This window comes from Corynebacterium sp. FDAARGOS 1242 (genome assembly GCF_016889985.1).
Taxonomy (GTDB): Bacteria; Actinomycetota; Actinomycetes; order Mycobacteriales; family Mycobacteriaceae; genus Corynebacterium; species Corynebacterium minutissimum_B.
In genome coordinates this window covers 1,771,314-1,790,200 of the sequence record NZ_CP069568.1, presented here as the reverse complement: position 1 = coordinate 1,790,200, position 18,887 = coordinate 1,771,314, and the positions used below count along the sequence as shown (strand labels likewise).

Sequence of the window (18,887 nt, the reverse complement as noted above, 5' to 3'; positions counted from 1 at the left end):
CGGGCGAGGGGCCTGTAACAAAGTGGATGTACAGTTTTTCTCCCTTGTAGCGGGAGACTCTTTCCGCAGGTCATGTGGCATTCCCGGGATTTTGACGCGTTAGCGTCGAAAAAAAGAACATGGGGGTACCTACCTACGGCAAGACCTGACTAGCCTAGCAACCAGCTAAAACATGTCCAAATCCCTGCTCAGAAGCATAGAGCTGAGGTGTAGGGTCGGCGCCATTCAGGGCCGACCGACCTCACTAGCCGCACCTGCTGGCTCACACACTCACCTGCACAGCTCCACAATCCCTCCTTGTAGTACTTTGATTAGGCTTACCTTGTTCATATAAGCTTGCTCCCGTTAAGATCATGGACTTTCACGCGTCAAGGAGGGATGCATGGCTATCTCTACCCCGCATGCGCAATCCCCTTCTCAATCACACCTGGGGTCTCGCGCGGACGCTACTGCGGACGCTTCTGCCAGCGCTCCATCAGGTAAAATCCCGCGTCGCCTCGTCGGCCTCGGCGTCCTTTTCCTCCTATTGCTCGCCAGCATCGTTGCCAGCATCGTGTTTGGATCACGGCAGATCCCTTTTGGAGAAGTGTCCGCCGTGTTCCGCGATCTCGGCACGGCGTTCGGCCACGCGGAGGGGCTGAATGTGGATCAGCGCGTGATCGTCGAGCTCCGCATTCCCCGCACCCTGTTGGGCCTAGTCGCCGGTGCTGCCCTTGGCGCCTCCGGTGCATTGATCCAAGGGCACACGCGCAACCCTCTCGCGGACACGGGCATTCTCGGCATCAACTACGGTGCGTCCCTGGCCGTGGTTGCCAGCTTCTCCTTGCTGGGTGTGACGTCCGTGTGGGCTACCAGCATGTGGGCGTTCGGTGGGGCCATCGCTGCTACTGCGTTGGTGTTTAGTTTGGCGTCCATAGGAGGAGGACAGGCCAATCCAATGACGCTGGTCCTCGGCGGCGCGGCTTTGTCCGCGGTCCTCAGCGCCATCATCAGCGGTTTTATCCTCACTGACGATGCCAATCTGGATCGCATGCGCTTCTGGACCGTCGGCTCCATCGCGGGCCGGGATCTCACCGTGTTCTACGGCGTGCTGCCGTTTATCCTGGTGGGCCTCCTGCTGGCGTTCATCACGGCACCGCAGCTAAACCTCCTGAATCTGGGCGATGACATCGCCTCCGGACTGGGCATCAACACCCAGCGCGCCCGCCTGATTGGCATGGCTCTGATCGCACTGCTGGCCGGTGCCGCGACAGCTGCCGCCGGCCCCATCACCTTCATCGGCCTGGTGGTCCCGCACCTCGTGCGCGCCATCACGGGCCCTGATTACCGCTGGATCCTCCCTTACTCTGCCCTGACGGGTGCGGTGATGATGCTGTTCGCAGACGTGGTGGGCCGTCTGATCGCTCGTCCGGGCGAGTTGCAAGTAGGCATCATCCTCGCGTTCGTGGGCGCGCCGTTCTTCATCGCCCTTATTTATCGACGCCGGGTGGTGGCCATTTAATGAGTTCCCTCCTTGCCCGCCCTACCTCTTCCACTATCCCTGGGCGCCCGCCATTCCGCGTGGGCTCATTTTCTGTGGTCTGGCGCCCTCGCGCGTTGACGGTGTCTCTATTGCTGCTCGTGGCGATCGTCTTGCTAGCGGCGGTCTCCATCGGCCTGGGTGACTATCCTGTGTCCCCGGCTCGTGTGCTGGAGGTGCTGTTCACCGGCCAGGGCACCCGCATTGAGCGTCTGGTGGTTTTGGATTGGCGCATGCCTCGTGCGCTGACGGCCATTCTGGTGGGCTGTGCGCTGGGATTATCCGGAGCCCTCACTCAGTCCGTGACTCGCAATGCGCTGGCCAGCCCGGATATCTTGGGCTTCACTACGGGCGCGTCCGCGGCCGCGGTCACCGTCATCACTCTGGGTGGTGGCGCTGGTGGTTTCCTCGGCTGGCTCAGCAGCATCGGCATTCCCTTGGCCGCGGTGCTTGGTGCGGCTGTCACCGCAACGGTGATGTGGGCTCTGGCGTGGAGGAGATCGACTGATTCCTTCCGGCTAGTGCTGTTCGGCATCATCATCTCTGCTCTGTTGACCTCGTATATCAACTTCCTGATGATCCGCACGGAGTTGCGCGATGCCGCGGCCGCGCAGTTCTGGCTTACTGGCTCCCTGAGCACTGCGGACTGGTCCAAGATGTGGCCCATCGCCATTGTTGTGTTGGTGTTTACACCGCTGCTGGCCTGGATTGGTCACCAACTTTTAGCCACCTTGCTGGGCTCGGATACTGCACGGGCTTTGGGACAAAACGTCCAGGGTGTGCAGGTGCTTCTGCTCGCCGCTGCCGTGGCTTTGGCAGCAGTGGCGGTCTCGGCCGCTGGCCCCATCGGGTTCGTCGCCTTCGTGGCCCCACAGGTGGCGCTGCGCTTGTGCAACTGCTCTGCACCACCGCTTCTGGCCTCTGCGCTGACCGGCGCTGCGCTACTCCTGCTGGCAGATATCAGCACCCAAACTCTTCTGCCCGTAGAGCTGCCGGTGGGCATTCTCACCTCGGCAATCGGCGGTGCGTTCCTTATTTATTTGCTGGTCCAACGGAATAGGTCAACCACGGCATGAGAAAAGATCCCACCCTGGAAGTTAGCAGTGCCGCGAACAAAGAAGGACACATGACTCAGAAGCACAGCATGAGCGCACGCGGCCTCGCCGTGGGCTACGGCGACCGGACGGTCATCGAAGGCTTGGACGTGGACTTTCCTCGCGGGCAGATCACCACAATCATCGGCCCCAATGGCTGCGGCAAATCCACGTTGTTGCGAGCCATGTCTCGTCTCCTTCCGGCGAATGAGGGCGAAGTGCTGTTAGACGGCGCCGATATCTCATCCATCAGGCGCAAGGACCTCGCACGGACCATCAGCGTGCTGCCACAAACCCCTACCGCCCCGGAGGGACTCAACGTGGCTGATCTCGTCTCGCGCGGTCGGCACCCACACCAATCGTGGATCCGTCAGTGGTCGTCCACGGACGAAGCCGAGGTGCACAAGGCGCTGGAAATGACTGGCTCGATGGGGCTGGCGGAGCGCACCCTGGATTCTCTGTCCGGAGGGCAGCGGCAGCGTGTGTGGATCTCCATGGTTCTTGCGCAGAACACGGACATCCTGTTCCTGGACGAGCCCACCACCTACCTGGATCTGGCCACGTCGGTAGAGATTTTGGAGCTGGTGCAGCGTCTACGCCGAGAGCTGGATCGGACTGTGGTGATGGTGCTGCACGATCTCAACTTGGCTGTACGCTACAGCGATAATCTCGTGGTGATGAAGGATGGACAGGTCCTCGCCACCGGGCGTCCCAGCGAGGTCATTACCCCAGAGCTACTGCTCGAGGCGTTTGCCCTCAACGCGCTAGTCATCGAGGATCCTGTCACCGGCGGTCCGCTGATCGTCCCCAAGTGACGATCAGGGCTTAGTCCTCCATCAGCTCCTGGGCGGGAGTCTTCTTGGACTTCCGCCAGTTGATCATCGCGGAAATCACCACCGGAGTCACAGACACCAGCACGATGACGATGGCGATCATGTCGATGCGATCCGCAATGCCCGGGATATCCCCCAGCAGCACGCCAATGCCGACCATGCTGACAATCCACAGCACTGCACCCGTGACGTTCCATCCCACGAACTTCTTGTACGGCATCTCCGCGGTACCAGCGGCCACGGGAATGTAGGTACGCACGATCGGGATGAAGCGCCCCAGTACCAGAGCCAACGGCCCGTACTTCAGGAAGAAAGCCTCGGCTTGTTCGAGGTGCTCGGTTATGAGGATCTTGGCGTCGGGCTTAAACAACTTGCGGCCAAAGCGGTGGCCGAGCCAGAAACCTACCTGGTCGCCCAAGAACGCCGCGACGATGGCCACGCCCACCAGAATCGGAACGTTCAAGCCCAGCTGATCGCGCAAGATTGCCGCGGTGACCAGCATGGAATCGCCGGGGAGGAACGGGAAGAGCACGCCGGATTCAATAAAGATAATCAGCGCAATGCCGCCGAGCGCCCAGCCGCCAAAGTTCTGGAGCAGGGTGGTGGCGTCCATGAGGTCGCTTAAGTGCACAGGGAATCCCTTCTAGAAAACAACTGGTCTATTCTTACCCCGGTTTCTGACCGGAATACAGGCAGCTCGCCCCTAGCGTGCATCCGTTATCCCCATGAGTGCCCGTCCCCTAGCCAGCAACAGCAAAACCGCCCCAGCACGTTCATGCGGGGCGGTTCGGCAGTTGATTCAGACTACTTCGTGGCGTCTGCCAACGGCTGCTCGATCTTGTCCAGCAGGTAGTTCAGGCTCAGCACGGTCTGCCATCCGAAGGCCTTTTCCAGGTCGCCTTCCAGGTAGACACTGTGTCCGTCCTTCACGGCGGGCAGCTTGCCCACGATCGGATCCTCGGTCACAGAAGCCTTGCTCTGCTTCGGAGAGTAAGACAGTTGATCCCACACCAGCACGTCAGAGTTGATCTGGTCTGCGTTTTCCTTGGAGACCTCACCGTAGAACTTGTCCTTGGTGATGCCCGCGTAGGCCGGGTTGATCTTGAATCCCAGCTCGGTGAAGAAGCGGCTACGCGGATCGCCCTCGGCAAAGACAGCCAGGCTCTCGTCGGAGACAGTGGCCACGCCGAGTTCCTTTTCGGCCCATTCTGGGTGGCGGCCCTTGAGCTCTGCGAACTTCTCCTTGACCTGCTCCACCTGGCGCTTTGCCTCTTCAGGCTTGCCCACGGCCTGCCCGATCTCTTCCGTGGTCACGTCCCATGGTTGCTGTAGTTCTTCGTATTCGCCCTTTTGTACGACGACAGGGGCGATCTCAGACAGCTTCTTGTACGTGTCTTCATCGATGTCCGAGTACACGGCCACGATGAGGTCTGGATTGTCCTTGGCGATGGCTTCCGCGTTGACTTCTGTGTCCTTGTCGATCCGAGGAGTGTCGCCCTCGATCTTGTCATTGGACCAGTTGCCCGCAGCCTGACCATCCGGGGTCATTCCGTCCCAGTACTTCACGGAGACAGGAGTAACTCCCAGCGCCAGCAGTGCGTCCTGATCCGTGTAGCCCAAGGAGACCACGCGCTGCGGGGCTTCCTTGATTTCGGTGGAGCCGTAGCGGTGCTCGATGGTGGTGGGGAATGCGCCCTGCTCGGCGTTGACTGCCTGGGAGTCCCCGGAATTTCCGGACTGGTCATCAGTCGAGCAAGCGGTCAGTGCCGCGCCCAAGGTCAGCACAGCAGCGGTGCTAACGAGAATCTTCTTGAGTGTCATTTTTCTCCGTTGTTACTGGTGACGGATTTCCGCGCGAGGCGTGGCCCGTACACAAAAGGGAAAGGTCAAACCTTTGGTTGGATATATCCAGCCCTATGTCCAAAGAATTCGGTGGCGGTCAGTTCCGAGTTGTCGTCGAGACGAACACGATCCAGAACAATCGCCGGCGCCGGCACGTTGGCACGGGGCGATCCACAGACCACCGCGATTCCTCCCTCGTGAGGGATGGTGACTCGGCCGGGGGTTCCGCCGAAGCGGCCCTGCGAGACGTGCGCGGAAAGCACGCGGACGCGCTGGCCTCGGAATTCAAAGTAAGCATTGGGGTACGGGTCGGACTGCGCCCTGACCAGCAAGGCGATATCTTCCGCAGGTTGGGTGAAATCTATGCGAGATTCCTGCTCGCCGCGCTTGTGGAAGTACGTAGCGCGGGTGGGATCTTGAGGTTGCGCAGTGGCGGTGCCTTGGGCGACGTCACTCAATGCGCGTTCCACGAGGGGCTCGATGAGGTCGATGGTCTTGGCCACGAGATCCGTGGTGGTGTCCTGCGGACCCACGGGGATCGCGCGCTGGGCAACGATGGGTCCGCCGTCCAGCACTTCATCCATCTCGTGCACAGTGACGCCCACGTGAGTTTCCCGGTTCAACAGCGCCCACAGGATGGGCGAAAATCCGGCGTACTCGGGCAGGAGACCATCGTGGACATTCAATGCGCCGTGCTTGGCCAGGCTGAAAACCTCGGGAGGAAGCCAGGTTCGCCAATTGTTGGCCACGATGATGTCTGGTGCAGCATCGCGCAACGCCTCAATGACGTCTTGACCCACGCGCTCAGTGACACACACCTGGAGCTCATGTTCGCTGGCGAGCTCCTCAACGGAGTCTGCCCACATTTGCTCATAAGGGTGATCGCTGGCAGGGTGCGTAACTACCAAAACTACTTCATGACCAGCATTGATGACCGCAGACAACGTCCGGTGTCCCCACGACTGATAGCCGAAAACAGCAACTCGCATGCAGGGGATGTTAGCTTAGGTTTACCTATGTAGTCAATGATGAAAGTGGCGCAATTTTCATGCCAGACTCCCCGGACGTGACCACCCTTCACCGAATCTCGGTGCCCGCGGATGCGGAAGCCCTCGTTTTCCCGGACCCCTACCGCTCGAACGTCGAGCTCACCGAATCGATGTCCACCGTCGATGTGCGCATCCCGGCGCACTCAGCAGTGACCTATAGCTTTCAATCCGGCGAGCTGAAATATCCCGATCCACATAACGCACACGGCGCAGGCCCACAGGCGAGCCTATTGAGCGGCGATTCTGTGGACCAGACACTCTGGCCGCCTCGCTCCCCAGAAGTCATCGCGGACTTGCCCGGCGCACGCCTGTCCATCGACCGGAAGGTATTCGGCAGGCGCTGCACCGCGCGCCTCGATGACCGCGGTGCGGATACCACCGTGGTGTTTTTGGATGGCGATGACTGGATCCATCTGCATGACCTCACGGGCGCACTGGACCGGGCAGTCACGGCAGGGCTTATCCCCCAGATCAACCGCGTCTTCCTGCCGGCAGCCAAAGACCGCAGCGAGGAGTACACCCTATTGTTACGCCGGTATGCGGCAGAGTGTTTCCTGTAAAATAGGGCCGTTCCTAGCATTGTTTTACACGTGTCTAGCGGGGTCTAGGTCTTATGTCTACAGAAAAGTGGTGAGTGTGATGTTGCCGTCGGATTGACACGAATCAAGGCCATCTTCGATGATGAGCACGGGCTTTATGGTGCTAAACGCATCGCTGCAAGCCTCAACGACGATACGGACTTTCCTCCGATCAATCACAAGAAGGTCGCACGCATCATGAAATCCATGGGCCTGAAAGGCTTTACTAAACGGCGTCGGTGCATCACCACCAGGCGCAAGCCTGGCCACCGCGTCATGCCAGATTTAGTAGGCCGCAAATTCACCGCTGATAAGCCGAACCAGGTCTATGTAGGCGATATCACCTACCTGCCGTGTAAGGGAGGCAAGAACATGTACCTTGCCACAGTCATCGACGTCTACTCGCGCAAACTCGTCGGACATGCACTCGCCGATCACATGCGGGTATCGCTGGTTATCGAGGCTTTGTCTCATGCCAGCAAGGTTCGCGGAAGCCTTAAAGGGGCAATTTTCCATTCTGATCATGGCAGTGTGTACACCTCACAAGCATTTAGGGACCACTGCGCCCAGCTTGGTGTACGCCAATCCATGGGCGCGGTGGGTACAAGTGCTGATAATGCCCTAGCAGAATCGTTTAACGCCGCCTTAAAGCGTGAAGTTCTGCGTGATCGGAAAGTCTTTGACAATCCCGTCGTCTGCCGTCAGGAAGTCTTCCGGTGGTGCATGCGCTACAACACGCGCAGACGGCACTCCTGGTGCAACCTTCTAGCCCCTGATGCCTTCGAAGCGCTCACATCAGCTACACTGACCCAAGCAGCATAGCTAACCCCCGACGTGTCTACTTTCCGGGGGTCAGGCCCTGCCGCTGGTCAGCACACGCACATGCAAAGAGCATCCCTGAATACGGCAACAAAGCAACGAAAATGGTGACTTTCACCCCCGGTGTGCTTGAAGGGTCGTACAGGCGCATTTTCGTACCTGCCCAATCCACCTGCATCGTATGCCCTGGTGCATGGGTGATCCGGGCGGTCAGCCCGGCCGCGTCGACATGGGAGGCAACCAGTTGGCGGAACCGGTCGTAGCTGTAGTGACGCTGGCCCGGCTGGGCCAGCGTTGTGGTGTAGCGAGCCCACAATACTTACAATGTTAGCTTCACACGTCTTGTGCGTGCTTTGACGACCGCGTCAAAGTCAATCGGGACGAACGTGCCTTGCCCGCTACTGCGCTTATCTACGAAAATCGCGTCCAACTCGTTATTGATGGGCATGTGAAATATGACGGAATCACCTACGGCAAACCGGTGGATGAGGTCATCCGGGCGGAGCGGCAGCGTGAAAAGCATATCCAGAATCTAGGCTTTGTTGTCTTGCGGTATTCCCCGAGCGAATTGCTTTATGAAAGACCACGAGTGGTCAGTGAGGTGCGGGCAGCGCTCAAGGCTGTGAGGTCGCACCGTAGCGCATAGTGGTGGGGTGGAAAGCGAGCCTCATCAAGCACCGCCGAGTTTAGATGGTCCTTCTACTTTGGTTTCTTAGCGCTGATAAGGGACCATCTCCACACCAAAAACCTCATACAAATGGTCCCTTTGCTGAGTAAAGGGACCAGAGTAAGGGGACCATTTGCGATGAGGTTGGCGCAGGCTAGTTGTTGAGCGGCTTGCGGGTCGCAGCCATGTGCTTGGCGCGCTCCACGTTGGCGGGTAGGAGGACTAGCGGCACGTCGTACTCCACTTCGCGCTCGCAGAACTCAGTGAAGCTCAGTGAGCCGGAGCCGGTGTACATCTCGGCGAGCTTGGCCACGATGACGTGGTCATTCTCGGTGGTGCCCTCGATAGGCCAATCGCGGTCGAGGGCGGGGGAGCCGGAGTACATCTCAATCTGCTCATCGGCCGGCGGGGTGTAGGAGCCGGCCAGGGTGGCGGCCTCCTCCATAGCGCGGGCGAGGACGTGGTCGTAGGACATGAGAACGACATCGTCGGAGGAGAGGAAACCGGCCTTCTGGGCCTCAAAAGCCGAGGAGAAGTTGCGGGCGGAGGCAACGAAGTCGAAGGCCTTCTGGTGGTAGTCCGAGATACCGGCCGCCTTGAGGCGCTCCAGCGAGGAGATGGTGCCGGTCCAGCCGGGGTAGAGGCCGACGGTGCGCTCGGGGAAGCCGAGGCGGGTATCGGCGTGGGCGACGATGCGGTCGCAGGCCAGAGCGGTTTCGAAGCCGCCGCCCAGGGCTACGCCGCGCACGGCCGCGACGACCGGAACCGGGGCGAACTTGAGGGCGCGAAGGGTAGTGGAGCCGTCCGAAAGGAGGGATTCCACGAGCGACGCGTCGCCAGACTCACCAGCGGAAGCGATAGAGCCCAAGTCAGCGCCCGCGCAGAAGACCGGCTTGTCGTTGCCGATGACCAGCGCGATGAGGTTCTCCGAGGTAACAGCGCCCAGAGCAGCACGGATGACTTCGAGGGCGGGCGTTGGCAGGGAGTTCATCGGCGTGTGCAGGTCAATGATGCCGATGCGGCCAGCCGGGGTGGAGACCGCGTGGACAGCGCCCGCCTCCTGAGACACGATGGTCTCTGCATCCAAGGAAGCCAGGGTGACAACGCCCTCGCGCGGAGTGAGCTCCTGACGCGAACCGGTCGAGGAGAGCACCGAGCCCTTGCCGTAAAAACCGCCCGCCGAAGCCGCGGCGGAGACCAAGGCCGGGACGTTGGAGCCGTAGGCGGAGGCGACGTGGTCGATCCCGATGGCGTCGGCAAGCGCGAAGATGCCCTTCTTCCAGCCGAAACCAAGAGTAAGGCCCTCGTCGATGAGGCCCACGTGGTCCGCAATGTCAGGTGCGACCTCGCAGCAGTACGCCAGCGTGTCGAGGAAGACGGCGCGGGCAAAACGGCCGCCGGGGGAGTCGGTCTCCATGACCTCGCGGGGATCCTTGAGGCCCACGACAGGATCGGTGGGCTGAGTGCGGGGCACGTACTCGTAAGAGGAGTTGATGACCTCGTCACGGCCGCGATAGAAGCCACCGTCACCGGTGCGGCCGGTCAGACCGCGGGAAACGAGACCCTCGATGAAGGAATCATCGCCAAGCGGAACGTCCAGGAGCGGATCGCCCTCGGGGAGGGCCGTCTCCAGAGACGTCCAAATGGGCTTAACCAGCTGGAGGCCGATGTAATCGAGCAGCCCGAAAATACCGGTGCGCGGAATGCCGAAGGCGCGGCCGAAGGAGGCGTCGGCAAGCTCGTAGCTCACGTCGAACTCGCGGGCGCGTGCCACACCGGCGGCCATCCAGTAGCAGCCCACGCGGTTGGCAATGAAACCCGGGGTGTCGCGGCATTCGAGCGCAATCTTGCCCAGGGTTTGCTCGATGGTCGTGCGCAGCGTGGCTTCCGTAGATCCGGAGGCGATGAGCTCTACCAGGCGCATGACCTTCGGAGGATTGAAGAAGTGCGTGATGGCGAACTTCTCGCGGCGAGCCTCCGGCACGCCCTCGAGGAGGGAGGCCAGCGGCAGGGTCGAGGTATTGGAGCTCAACAGAGCGTCCGCAGACAAATAAGGCTCGATGGCCTCGTAGAGCGAGTGCTTGGCGCCGAGGTCCTCGAAGATGGCCTCGATGACCCACTCGCGGTCCTCCAACAGCGCGTAGTCATCGCTGGCGCGCACGCGCTCGGCGAACTCCGGCAGGTGGAAGCCCTTGCGTTTGAGCTGGATATCGACGCCCTTCTGAGCGCCCTCCACATTCTGGTCAAGCAAGACCACGTCCATGCCTGCGGACGCGCAGAGTGCTGCGATGCCAGAACCCATAGAACCTGCGCCGATAACGGCTACCTTGGTGATGCTCATTTACTTCGCTCCATTCTCAATAATCATGGCGATTCCCTGACCGCCGCCGATGCACATGGTGACCAGGCCATAGCGCTTGCCCTGGTGGCGCAGCGCATAAGCCAGCTTGGTCAGCAGGATGACGCCCGTCGCACCAACCGGGTGGCCGTGCGCGACGGCACCGCCGTAGATGTTCGTCTTGGCCGGGTCGAAGCCCAGCTCGTCTTGGACAGCAATGGCTTGGGCGGCGAAGGCCTCGTTGGACTCGATGAGGTCGATATCCTCCAAGCTCAGGCCTGCTTTCTCTAGGGCCTTCGGGACTGCGGCGATGGGGCCGATCCCCATGCGCGTCGGGTCCACTCCCGCGATGGACCAAGACACAATCTTCGCCAGCGGGTCCAGGCCACGCTTATCCACTTCCTCCGCAGTAGCCAGCACCGCGGCCGCCGCACCATCGTTGATGCCGGAGGCGTTGCCGGCGGTAACGGTTCCGTCCTTAACAAAGACCGGCGTGAGCTTCGCCAGCTTCTCGACGTCCGTCTCCCGCACGCCCTCATCAAAGTCCAGCTCGCCGACCGGGACGATTTCCTCTGAATGCACGCCCTCCCCGCGGGCCTTGGCGGCGCGCTCCTGCGATTCAGCAGAGAACTCGTCCTGGCGCTCACGGGAAATGTTGTTATCCGCAGCGACGTTTTCTGCGGTGACGCCCATGTGGCCGGTGCCGAAGGGGCAGGAGAGTGCGCCGGTGAGCCAGTCGTAGAGCTTGCCGTCACCCATGCGCTTGCCAAAGCGCGCGCCTTCGACGGAGTAGGGCGCGTTGCTCATGGATTCCACGCCGACGGCAAGGGCCAGGGAGCCGTCGCCGGACTGCAGCAGCTGCGCCGCGCTGATGACGGCCTGGACACCGGAACCGCAGAGGCGGTTCACGCCCATGGCGGTCGAAGAGTCCGGCATACCGACGTTCTTAGCGATGGACCGCGAGAGGTAGAGATCCTTCGGCACGACGGGCATGACGTTGGAGGCCACGGCAGTATCGAGGTCGGCACCAGAAAGCCCCGAACGCTCAATAGCTGCTTCGGCGGCAAGTGAGCCGAGTTCGGTAAGCGAAAGGCGGGCGAGGCTGCCTCCAAATTTGCCGATAGGCAGGCGCGCAGCTCCTGCAATGTAGATGTCCTGAGTCATGGGGTCCTCCACACGTTAAGCGAATGGCTATTAGTTAACTCAGTATCCTAGGTCACTTTTTTACATCGTGCAACGATCTGTCACGTTCGGGGTGCGGGTGTACCCAATCACCAAGTTGTTTACAGATTGTTGAACAACCCTTATGCTTTGACCATTCAATAATGCGACCTGCGTCACGAAAGGTTCTCTCTAGTGAGCTCTGAATCAACCACCCCCTCCGCAGTTCCGGCCTCTGACCAGACACCTCAACAGGCTCAACCGCCCAAGGGTATTGGCGCCATGGCCGGTGCCATGTTCCTCATGGCTACCTCGGCCATTGGCCCGGGCTTTTTGACCCAGACCTCGGTCTTTACCGTCCAGATGGGCGCGGCCTTCGCGTTCGCCATTGCGTTGTCGATCATCGTGGACATCGCCATTCAGCTCAATGTCTGGCGCGTGCTGGCCATTTCCGGAATGCGCGCCAATGAGCTGGGAAACACCGTTCTTCCCGGCTTAGGCTGGTTCCTCGCCGTGCTTGTCTTTATCGGCGGCATGGTCTTCAACATCGGCAACATCGCTGGTTCGGCCTTGGGCCTCAATGCCATGATCGGCATCGAGGCGCGCTGGGGTGGCGTGATTGCTGCGGCGATCGCTGTCTTTATCTTCCTGTCTAAGCGAGCCGGCGTGGCCCTAGACCGCATCGTCGCGGCCCTCGGCGCGGTGATGATTCTCCTCATGCTTTACGTAGCCATTGTCTCCCAGCCCCCGGTAGGTGAGGCCCTGAAGAACACCGTCATGCCGGAGAGCATCGACTTCTTCGTCATCACCACCCTCATCGGCGGCACGGTCGGTGGCTACATCACCTTTGCCGGCGCGCACCGCCTCATCGATTCCGGCCTCTCCGGCCCGGAGAACGTTGGCGCGATTACGCGAACCTCCGTCCTCGGCATCATCGTCACCGGCATCATGCGCGTGCTGCTCTTCCTCGCGGTCCTGGGTGTCGTAGCTACGGGCGTTGCCCTGTCTGAGGACAACACGGCTGCCGACGCCTTCCGCCACGCTGCCGGCGAGTTCGGACTCCGCGCCTTCGGCGTCGTCCTTTTCGCCGCCGGCTTGTCTTCCGTCATCGGCGCGTCCTACACCTCGATTACCTTCGTGACTACCCAGAAGGTCAGCCCGCGGACCCGCAACTTCCTCACTGTCGGCTTCATCGTGGTGTGCACAATCCTCTTCGTGATTCTCAACTCCGCCCCGCAGAAGCTGCTCATCTTCGCCGGCGCCTTCAACGGCATCATCCTGCCCATCGCCTTCGCCATGGTCATGTGGGTTGCCTTCCGCCGCCACGACCTGACCCACGGTGTCAAGCAGCCGATGTGGTTGCTCATCGCCGGCGTGCTGGCCCTGGGACTGGAAATTGTTATCGGCGTCAAGTCTATTTCTGGAATCGTTGAACTATGGGCATAATGCACAGCCCAGCCGAGGTTCGTGCCTTCGCCCGCTCGCACGACATGACCACCACCGCTGGTCACGCACGTGGATATATGCAGGCCAACCTCATCGCCCTGCCCCGCGAGTACGCCTTCGACTTCCTCCTCTTTGCCCAGCGCAACCCCAAGCCATGCCCCATCGTCGGCGTGTTTGAGGCAGGGGAGTTCACGTCCGACCTCATCCCTGGCGGGGACATCCGCACCGACATCCCCGCCTACAACATCTACGAAGACGGCCAGCTTACGCACACGCTTAACGACGCCACGCCTTTCTACTCCCCCGACACCGTCTCCTTCCTCATCGGTTGTTCGTTCACCTTCGAGAACGCCCTTCTGGAGAACGGAATCTCCATCGCTCACATCGACCAAGGTCGAAACGTGCCGATGTATCGCACCTCTATCACCACCACCCCAGCCGGGGTCTTCTCCGGACCGATGGTCGTGTCCATGCGCCCGATCCCCGCGAACCAGGTTTCTGATGCTGTTCGCATTACATCTCGCTATCCGGCCGTCCACGGCGCCCCAGTCCATGTCGGCGACCCCGCCGCCATAGGCATCGACGACCTTTCCCAACCGGACTTTGGCGAAGCCATCGACATCCCCGAGGGCACCATCCCCGTCTTCTGGGCGTGCGGAGTGACCCCGCAGGCCATCGTCATGAACTCGCGGCCCAGCCTCGCCATCACACATGCGCCGGGCAAGATGCTGGTCACTGACATCCCGGACCGCAACTACCTTATCCCTTAATACAGGAGCGGAGACATCGCCTGGAGACAAGACCGAAGTAGGCGCATCTGGCGAGATGCTCACACTGAGTGCGATGAAAGAAGAGTGTCTTATAGAGGAAGCCAAAATCTCGTGCGCATAAATTCCCCGAGTAGGGGTGCTGGGCACCGGTAGCATAAAGAGTAAGAGGACCACATCAAATATGCGGTGCGATCCCTCGAGCACCCTGAACGTTATCGATTATTAAAGGAAGTAGACATGGGGAAAAAAGGGCGAGCGAAAGCAGAACGCGCTAGAAAAGTACAGTATGGTGTCAGCGACCTGCCGATTCAGCCCAGAGGCGACATGGCTATCGAGTCGTTGGATAAGCTCGAGCTGACTAACTACTACAAAGGTTTGTCCGAATTTATCCGAGGCTGCGTGACGCCGATGACGTTGGCAGTCCAAGGCGCCTGGGGGTCCGGAAAAACATCTGCGTTAAATAGCATTATGGACTCTCTAAAATCGGATTACCGAGAAAAAATTGACGTCGTTTATATCAACACGTGGCAATATTCGCTCTTTAATGCCGATGAAACACTCGTTTTTTCGGTGCTTCAACGAATTGTTGATACGTTCCAGTCCGAGGTTAGGGAATCCTCGAAGCCCTGGGAGAATCCACTTTCTGATTATGATCAGCTGGTGGAGGGAATTAAACAGACGGTGACGAAATTAGCTCGCTTTAGCTTTATCACATTAGGGGCGACGCAGGGCGTAGATCTGACTAATTACGTACAGTCAGGGGAAGTGAGGGCAAACTCTGACGAACTCTTAGATTTAAAGCAGCGCTTTAGTACTCTTGTAGAGAAGTACTGCGAAAAGCAGGGCAAAGAAAAAATCGTATTCTTTGTCGATGATCTAGACCGTCTCAAGCCGGAACTTGCAGTTGAATTGCTGGAAGTATTCAAAGTACTTCTTGATGTAAGTAACACTGTATTTGTGCTCGCTATTGACTTCGACATTGTGAAGCTCGGAATTAGCCAGAGGTACTTTCATGAAGCAGGTGAAGACGTTTCGAGCGAATGGAAAGCGCGTTCTTTTTTCGATAAAATCGTCCAAGTTCCGTTTAATATGCCGACAGCCGCTTATAATCCGGCCGAACTTATTCGAGAGCAGCTCGATACGGAAGTATCTCAGGATAGCGCGTTACTAAACCGCTATACCAAAGCGGTGCATCTATCTGTGGGTGTTAACCCGCGTGCAATCAAACGATTGTTTAATGCATATGCGTTGACGCGGATTATCACGTCTTCCCATCGCCGCGTATCCGAGGACTCCGATCATCTCTATCGTATTTTCCTTTTGATTGCGATGGAAATTGCTTATCCTAAGGCTTATCAGGAACTGACACTCGCTGCTACGACTTTTAGCCGCTTTAAAGAAGAGGCAACTGAAAACATTGCCGCGAAGGACGCGCAAGCTAGCGTGGAGCGAATACTTCTCATCAATGAAGAAAATGTCTTGAGTGACAGTGACTACCTCCGTTGGGATATTCGCCCCGATGATCTGAGCAAATTCACTAACTTCCTTTACCTTTTGAAGAGAGAGTTCGAGGATGATGACGAGGTTTCTGTTCAGTGGGACCTTCTGAAAGACACTCTGGAATACACGGTTGTTACCTCTGTTAATGTAGACCAAGCTTCGACTGGTGAAAGCAACGTGGATGAAGGATCTACAACTGGGAAACTCATTTACCAAGGTTTATATAAAGGGCTAGGTCATCCTAAGCCCCCAATCCTGCTTTTCCAAGATTCACTGAATAGTTTAATCCAGGAGAGGAGGAATGAGGACGCAAATGCGTTTAGACGCGGAGCTATTATTGCTCCCATTGGTTATCTTGAGCAGCCTGACTATTCGGCGTACATGGCCAATAGTGTCGAAGAACTAGAGGGGCTAAAGACGCGCAGTCGTCCGAAGTTTCTTTCGCTAAGGCAAAACAAAACTTCTCTCCAGATTGGATTCGGTTCGAGGAAAAATATTGACTTGGATGAAGAGTCCGAGGATAAGACAGCCCACGGCCCAGTCCCAGTAGAGGAACTTCTCCAATTTTTTGGGTCCGAGTGGTGGGATATCATTCGAAAACTGGAAGCTGATGAGAATATTCCCAGGCTCACTGACGCATCCAGCCGTAAGGTCGAATTCGGATTCACGCTCGAGAGCGCGGTCAATCCAATCCTGATAAAAGGCATTAGTTCGCAAGAACATGTGAATTGGGTTATTCCGTATATCGAGAGCATTTACGATTCTGTTCTGGATAACTCTCCTTTCTGAGCCGAACATCTGTCGAACGTTTCTCCAGTACACCTAGGAATGACTTGACTCGTCCAGTTTCAATAGGGACTGTGACGGATTTCGTGAGTGAGAGCTAGAGAACGCGGAGAATGGAGTCCATCGCGCGCATAAGGTCCGCTCGGCATGCATCTGCGGCGGCATCGCGCTCACCTCGGGCGATGAGGTGCGCTAGTTCGATGTTTGGCTGCACGTGGTTATCGTGGATCTGCGGGTAGCGCTCAAGTGTCAACAAGAAGGTTAAGCGCATTCTCGCGAGCAGGTGGGACATCGTGCGTTCGAGTGTTGAAGAGCCAAGCCCCGCGACCAGCTGCTGGTGGAAGCGCTGGTTGAGGAGGGGAAGGGGGGCGTCGCTAAGCACGGCGGATTCCGTGAGGCGAACGAGCTCGCCCGGGTCTGGGAACGTAGCGTAGCGCGCCGCAGCAGGTTCGATGGCGGCACGCGCGAGGTACAGGTCACGCACGAAATCTTCGTCCGGGGTCGCGATGAAGACGCCGCGGTGCGGGATGCGCTCGACGATGCGCTCCGCCGCCAACATGGCGAAGGACTCCCGCAGGGTGTTGCGGGAGCAGTCGAAGCGCTCGGACGCGCGGACCTCGTTGAGCTGCTGGCCGGGCATGTATTCGCCCTCGGAGATGGCGGCGCGCAGCGCGGCGGCGACGGAATCTGCAAGCATGCGACTTACAGTAGCCTGTCGGCTAGCTGATGGTGGCGATCACCGCGCCCGGCTCGAGTCGCGCGCCTTCCTTGGCCACGAGCGAGACCGTGCCCGCGGCCGGAGCCTTGACGGCGGATTCCATTTTCATGGCCTCGATGGTCGCGATGGCCTGGCCTTCCTCGACCTTGTCGCCCTCGGCGACGTTCCACGCCACAAGGTTGGCCTCGTACGGGCAGGTCACGTCGTTTCCTCCGGTACCGGAGCCTGCGCTTGCCGACGCCCCCGCCGCCTGCACCGCCGGCGCACCCGCCGCCAAGAGGTCGGAAGGGAAGCCCACACTGACGATCTTGCCGTCGATTTCCAGGGCTACACGCGTGCGCTTGGCATAGATGGCCTCGACGGGCGCGACGTGGCTCGTGGCCTCTGCAGACGGGCGGTAGTTGTGGTCGAGCCAGTCGGTGTAGATGCCGGCCGTGGCTTCGGGATCCCCATGGTCCACGAGGACCTGCGAGGCCACCATGTCGCGGTGGAACGGTAGCACGGTGCGCACGCCTTCAATGTCGAATTCCTTCAACGCCTGCTTGGCGCGGTTCAGGGCAATCTCGCGGGTGGGTCCCCACACCAGTAGTTTCGCGACGAGCGAGTCATAGTACGGCGGCACAATAGACCCGGAGCGCACGCCGGAATCGACGCGAATGCCGGGGCCCGTCGGCGGCTCGAAGCGCACGACCGTGCCCGGACACGGCGCGAAGCCGTTGAGGATGTCTTCGGCGTTGATGCGGAACTCGAAGGCGTGGCCGTTCGACTGCGGATCGCCATCGAAGGAGAGGGGTTCGCCGGAAGCGATGCGGAACTGCTCCGCAATAATGTCCACGCCGGTCACCATCTCGGTCACGGGGTGCTCCACCTGCACACGGGTATTGACCTCAAGGAAGGAAATGGTGCCGTCTTCGGAGACGATGTACTCCACCGTGCCGGCACCGGTGTAACCCACCTTCGCGCAGATGGCGCGGGCGCCTTCGTGGATGCCGTGGCGTTGGTCGTCGGATAGCGCGGGCGCGGGGGCTTCCTCGATGAGCTTTTGGAAGCGGCGCTGCGTGGAGCAATCGCGGGTGCCCAGGACGGCGACGTTGCCGTGGGTATCGGCCAAAATCTGTGCCTCCACGTGGCGCGGGTGGGTGAGGAACTTCTCCACGTAGCATTCTGCGCGGCCGAAGGCCTCCTTGGCCTCGCGGCCAGCGGAGTTGAAGGCTGCCTCGATGTCCTCGAGATTCTCCACCACCTTGAGGCCGCGGCCGCCACCACCGTAGGCGGCCTTAATGGCGATGGGCAGGCCGTGCTCCTCAGCGAAGGCGCGGGCTTCCTGCCAGTCATCGATGGGATCGGAGGTACCTGGGGCCAGCGGGGCACCGACCTCCTCAGCCACGCGTCGCGCAGCAATTTTGTCACCGAGCAGCTCGATGGACTCAGGCGATGGGCCAATCCACGTCAGGCCAGCCTCGGCCACGGTGCGGGCAAAGTCAGCGTTCTCCGAGAGGAAGCCGTAGCCCGGGTGGATGGCATCGGCACCGGCGCGCACGGCGATATCGAGGAGTGCTGGGACGTTCATGTAGGTATCCGCTGCGGTGTTGCCGGGCAGTGCATAGGCTTCGTCAGCCACCTGGGTATGCAGGGCGCCGGCATCGGCCTCCGAGTAGATGGCGACGGAACGAATGCCCAGGTCGCGGGCGGTACGGGCGATACGGACGGCGATCTCGCCGCGGTTAGCAATAAGGACTGCAGAAATCATGGTTAACCTTCTGGATG

General features: G+C 59.7%; 15 protein-coding genes and 1 pseudogene. 8 read left to right on the top strand and 8 right to left on the bottom strand.

From position 1 onward, the window contains the following. Positions 1 to 382: 382 nt before the first annotated feature. Genes I6J72_RS08460 through I6J72_RS08450 form a run of 3 tightly spaced genes read left to right on the top strand, consistent with a single transcriptional unit; the run spans position 383 to position 3,428 of the window. A complete protein-coding gene (locus I6J72_RS08460) occupies positions 383 to 1,501 on the top strand; it encodes an iron ABC transporter permease (RefSeq protein WP_005325331.1) in 1,119 nt (372 codons plus the stop codon). Next, positions 1,501 to 2,595, top strand: coding sequence for an iron chelate uptake ABC transporter family permease subunit (locus I6J72_RS08455; protein ID WP_005325330.1), 1,095 nt, complete (start codon positions 1,501 to 1,503; stop codon positions 2,593 to 2,595). The genes I6J72_RS08460 and I6J72_RS08455 overlap by 1 nt, the downstream gene beginning before the upstream one ends. 50 nt (positions 2,596 to 2,645) lie before the next feature. After that, positions 2,646 to 3,428, top strand: coding sequence for an ABC transporter ATP-binding protein (locus I6J72_RS08450; RefSeq protein WP_019176090.1), 783 nt, complete (start codon positions 2,646 to 2,648; stop codon positions 3,426 to 3,428). Positions 3,429 to 3,438: 10 nt separating this feature from the next. On the opposite strand, the gene I6J72_RS08445 is transcribed toward I6J72_RS08450, so the two are convergent. From I6J72_RS08445 to I6J72_RS08435, 3 genes are all read right to left on the bottom strand, one after another. Further along, entirely contained in the window at positions 3,439 to 4,077 is a 639-nt protein-coding gene (locus tag I6J72_RS08445) for a DedA family protein (protein ID WP_005325329.1), read from the bottom strand. 173 nt (positions 4,078 to 4,250) lie between these two features. Beyond that, a complete protein-coding gene (locus I6J72_RS08440; protein WP_005291893.1) occupies positions 4,251 to 5,267 on the bottom strand; it encodes an iron-siderophore ABC transporter substrate-binding protein in 1,017 nt (338 codons plus the stop codon). Between the two features lie 65 nt (positions 5,268 to 5,332). Continuing rightward, positions 5,333 to 6,277 (bottom strand): methionyl-tRNA formyltransferase, encoded by a 945-nt coding sequence (locus I6J72_RS08435; RefSeq protein ID WP_005325328.1) that lies wholly within the window; start codon positions 6,275 to 6,277, stop codon positions 5,333 to 5,335. A 77-nt stretch (positions 6,278 to 6,354) separates the two neighbouring features. Here I6J72_RS08435 and I6J72_RS08430 point away from each other — a divergent pair, with 77 nt between their 5' ends. After that, positions 6,355 to 6,897 (top strand): hypothetical protein, encoded by a 543-nt coding sequence (locus I6J72_RS08430; RefSeq protein ID WP_239107288.1) that lies wholly within the window; start codon positions 6,355 to 6,357, stop codon positions 6,895 to 6,897. Positions 6,898 to 6,996: 99 nt separating this feature from the next. Then, positions 6,997 to 7,737 (top strand): annotated as a pseudogene (locus I6J72_RS08425) (IS3 family transposase); the annotation flags it as partial. A 16-nt stretch (positions 7,738 to 7,753) separates the two neighbouring features. Here the strand turns inward: I6J72_RS08425 and I6J72_RS08420 are convergent. From I6J72_RS08420 to I6J72_RS08410, 3 genes are all read right to left on the bottom strand, one after another. After that, the gene (locus tag I6J72_RS08420) at positions 7,754 to 8,050 is read right to left on the bottom strand and encodes a hypothetical protein (RefSeq protein ID WP_239107286.1); all 297 of its coding nucleotides are present in this window, start codon (positions 8,048 to 8,050) and stop codon (positions 7,754 to 7,756) included. Between the two features lie 505 nt (positions 8,051 to 8,555). Continuing rightward, positions 8,556 to 10,742, bottom strand: coding sequence for a 3-hydroxyacyl-CoA dehydrogenase/enoyl-CoA hydratase family protein (locus I6J72_RS13225; protein ID WP_204098872.1), 2,187 nt, complete (start codon positions 10,740 to 10,742; stop codon positions 8,556 to 8,558). After that, positions 10,743 to 11,903 (bottom strand): acetyl-CoA C-acyltransferase, encoded by a 1,161-nt coding sequence (locus I6J72_RS08410; protein WP_204098871.1) that lies wholly within the window; start codon positions 11,901 to 11,903, stop codon positions 10,743 to 10,745. It lies immediately after the preceding gene. Between the two features lie 279 nt (positions 11,904 to 12,182). Between I6J72_RS08410 and I6J72_RS08405 the strand changes: the two genes are divergently transcribed. The 3 genes from I6J72_RS08405 (at position 12,183) to I6J72_RS08395 (ending at position 16,405) form a co-directional block, all read left to right on the top strand. Continuing rightward, positions 12,183 to 13,346: an NRAMP family divalent metal transporter gene (locus I6J72_RS08405; protein ID WP_204100489.1), complete on the top strand. Its 1,164-nt coding sequence runs from the start codon at positions 12,183 to 12,185 to the stop codon at positions 13,344 to 13,346. Further along, positions 13,337 to 14,116 carry a putative hydro-lyase gene (locus I6J72_RS08400; RefSeq protein ID WP_204098870.1) on the top strand — a complete coding sequence of 260 codons (780 nt, stop codon included), beginning with the start codon at positions 13,337 to 13,339 and terminating at the stop codon, positions 14,114 to 14,116. Before I6J72_RS08405 ends, I6J72_RS08400 begins: the two co-directional genes overlap by 10 nt. A gap of 186 nt (positions 14,117 to 14,302) precedes the next feature. Then, positions 14,303 to 16,405, top strand: coding sequence for a P-loop NTPase fold protein (locus I6J72_RS08395; protein ID WP_204098869.1), 2,103 nt, complete (start codon positions 14,303 to 14,305; stop codon positions 16,403 to 16,405). 94 nt (positions 16,406 to 16,499) lie between these two features. Here the strand turns inward: I6J72_RS08395 and I6J72_RS08390 are convergent, their stop codons facing one another. Beyond that, positions 16,500 to 17,099 carry a GntR family transcriptional regulator gene (locus tag I6J72_RS08390; protein WP_204098868.1) on the bottom strand — a complete coding sequence of 200 codons (600 nt, stop codon included), beginning with the start codon at positions 17,097 to 17,099 and terminating at the stop codon, positions 16,500 to 16,502. 22 nt (positions 17,100 to 17,121) lie between these two features. After that, a complete protein-coding gene (locus tag I6J72_RS08385; protein WP_204098867.1) occupies positions 17,122 to 18,870 on the bottom strand; it encodes a biotin carboxylase N-terminal domain-containing protein in 1,749 nt (582 codons plus the stop codon). Positions 18,871 to 18,887 lie beyond the last annotated feature (17 nt).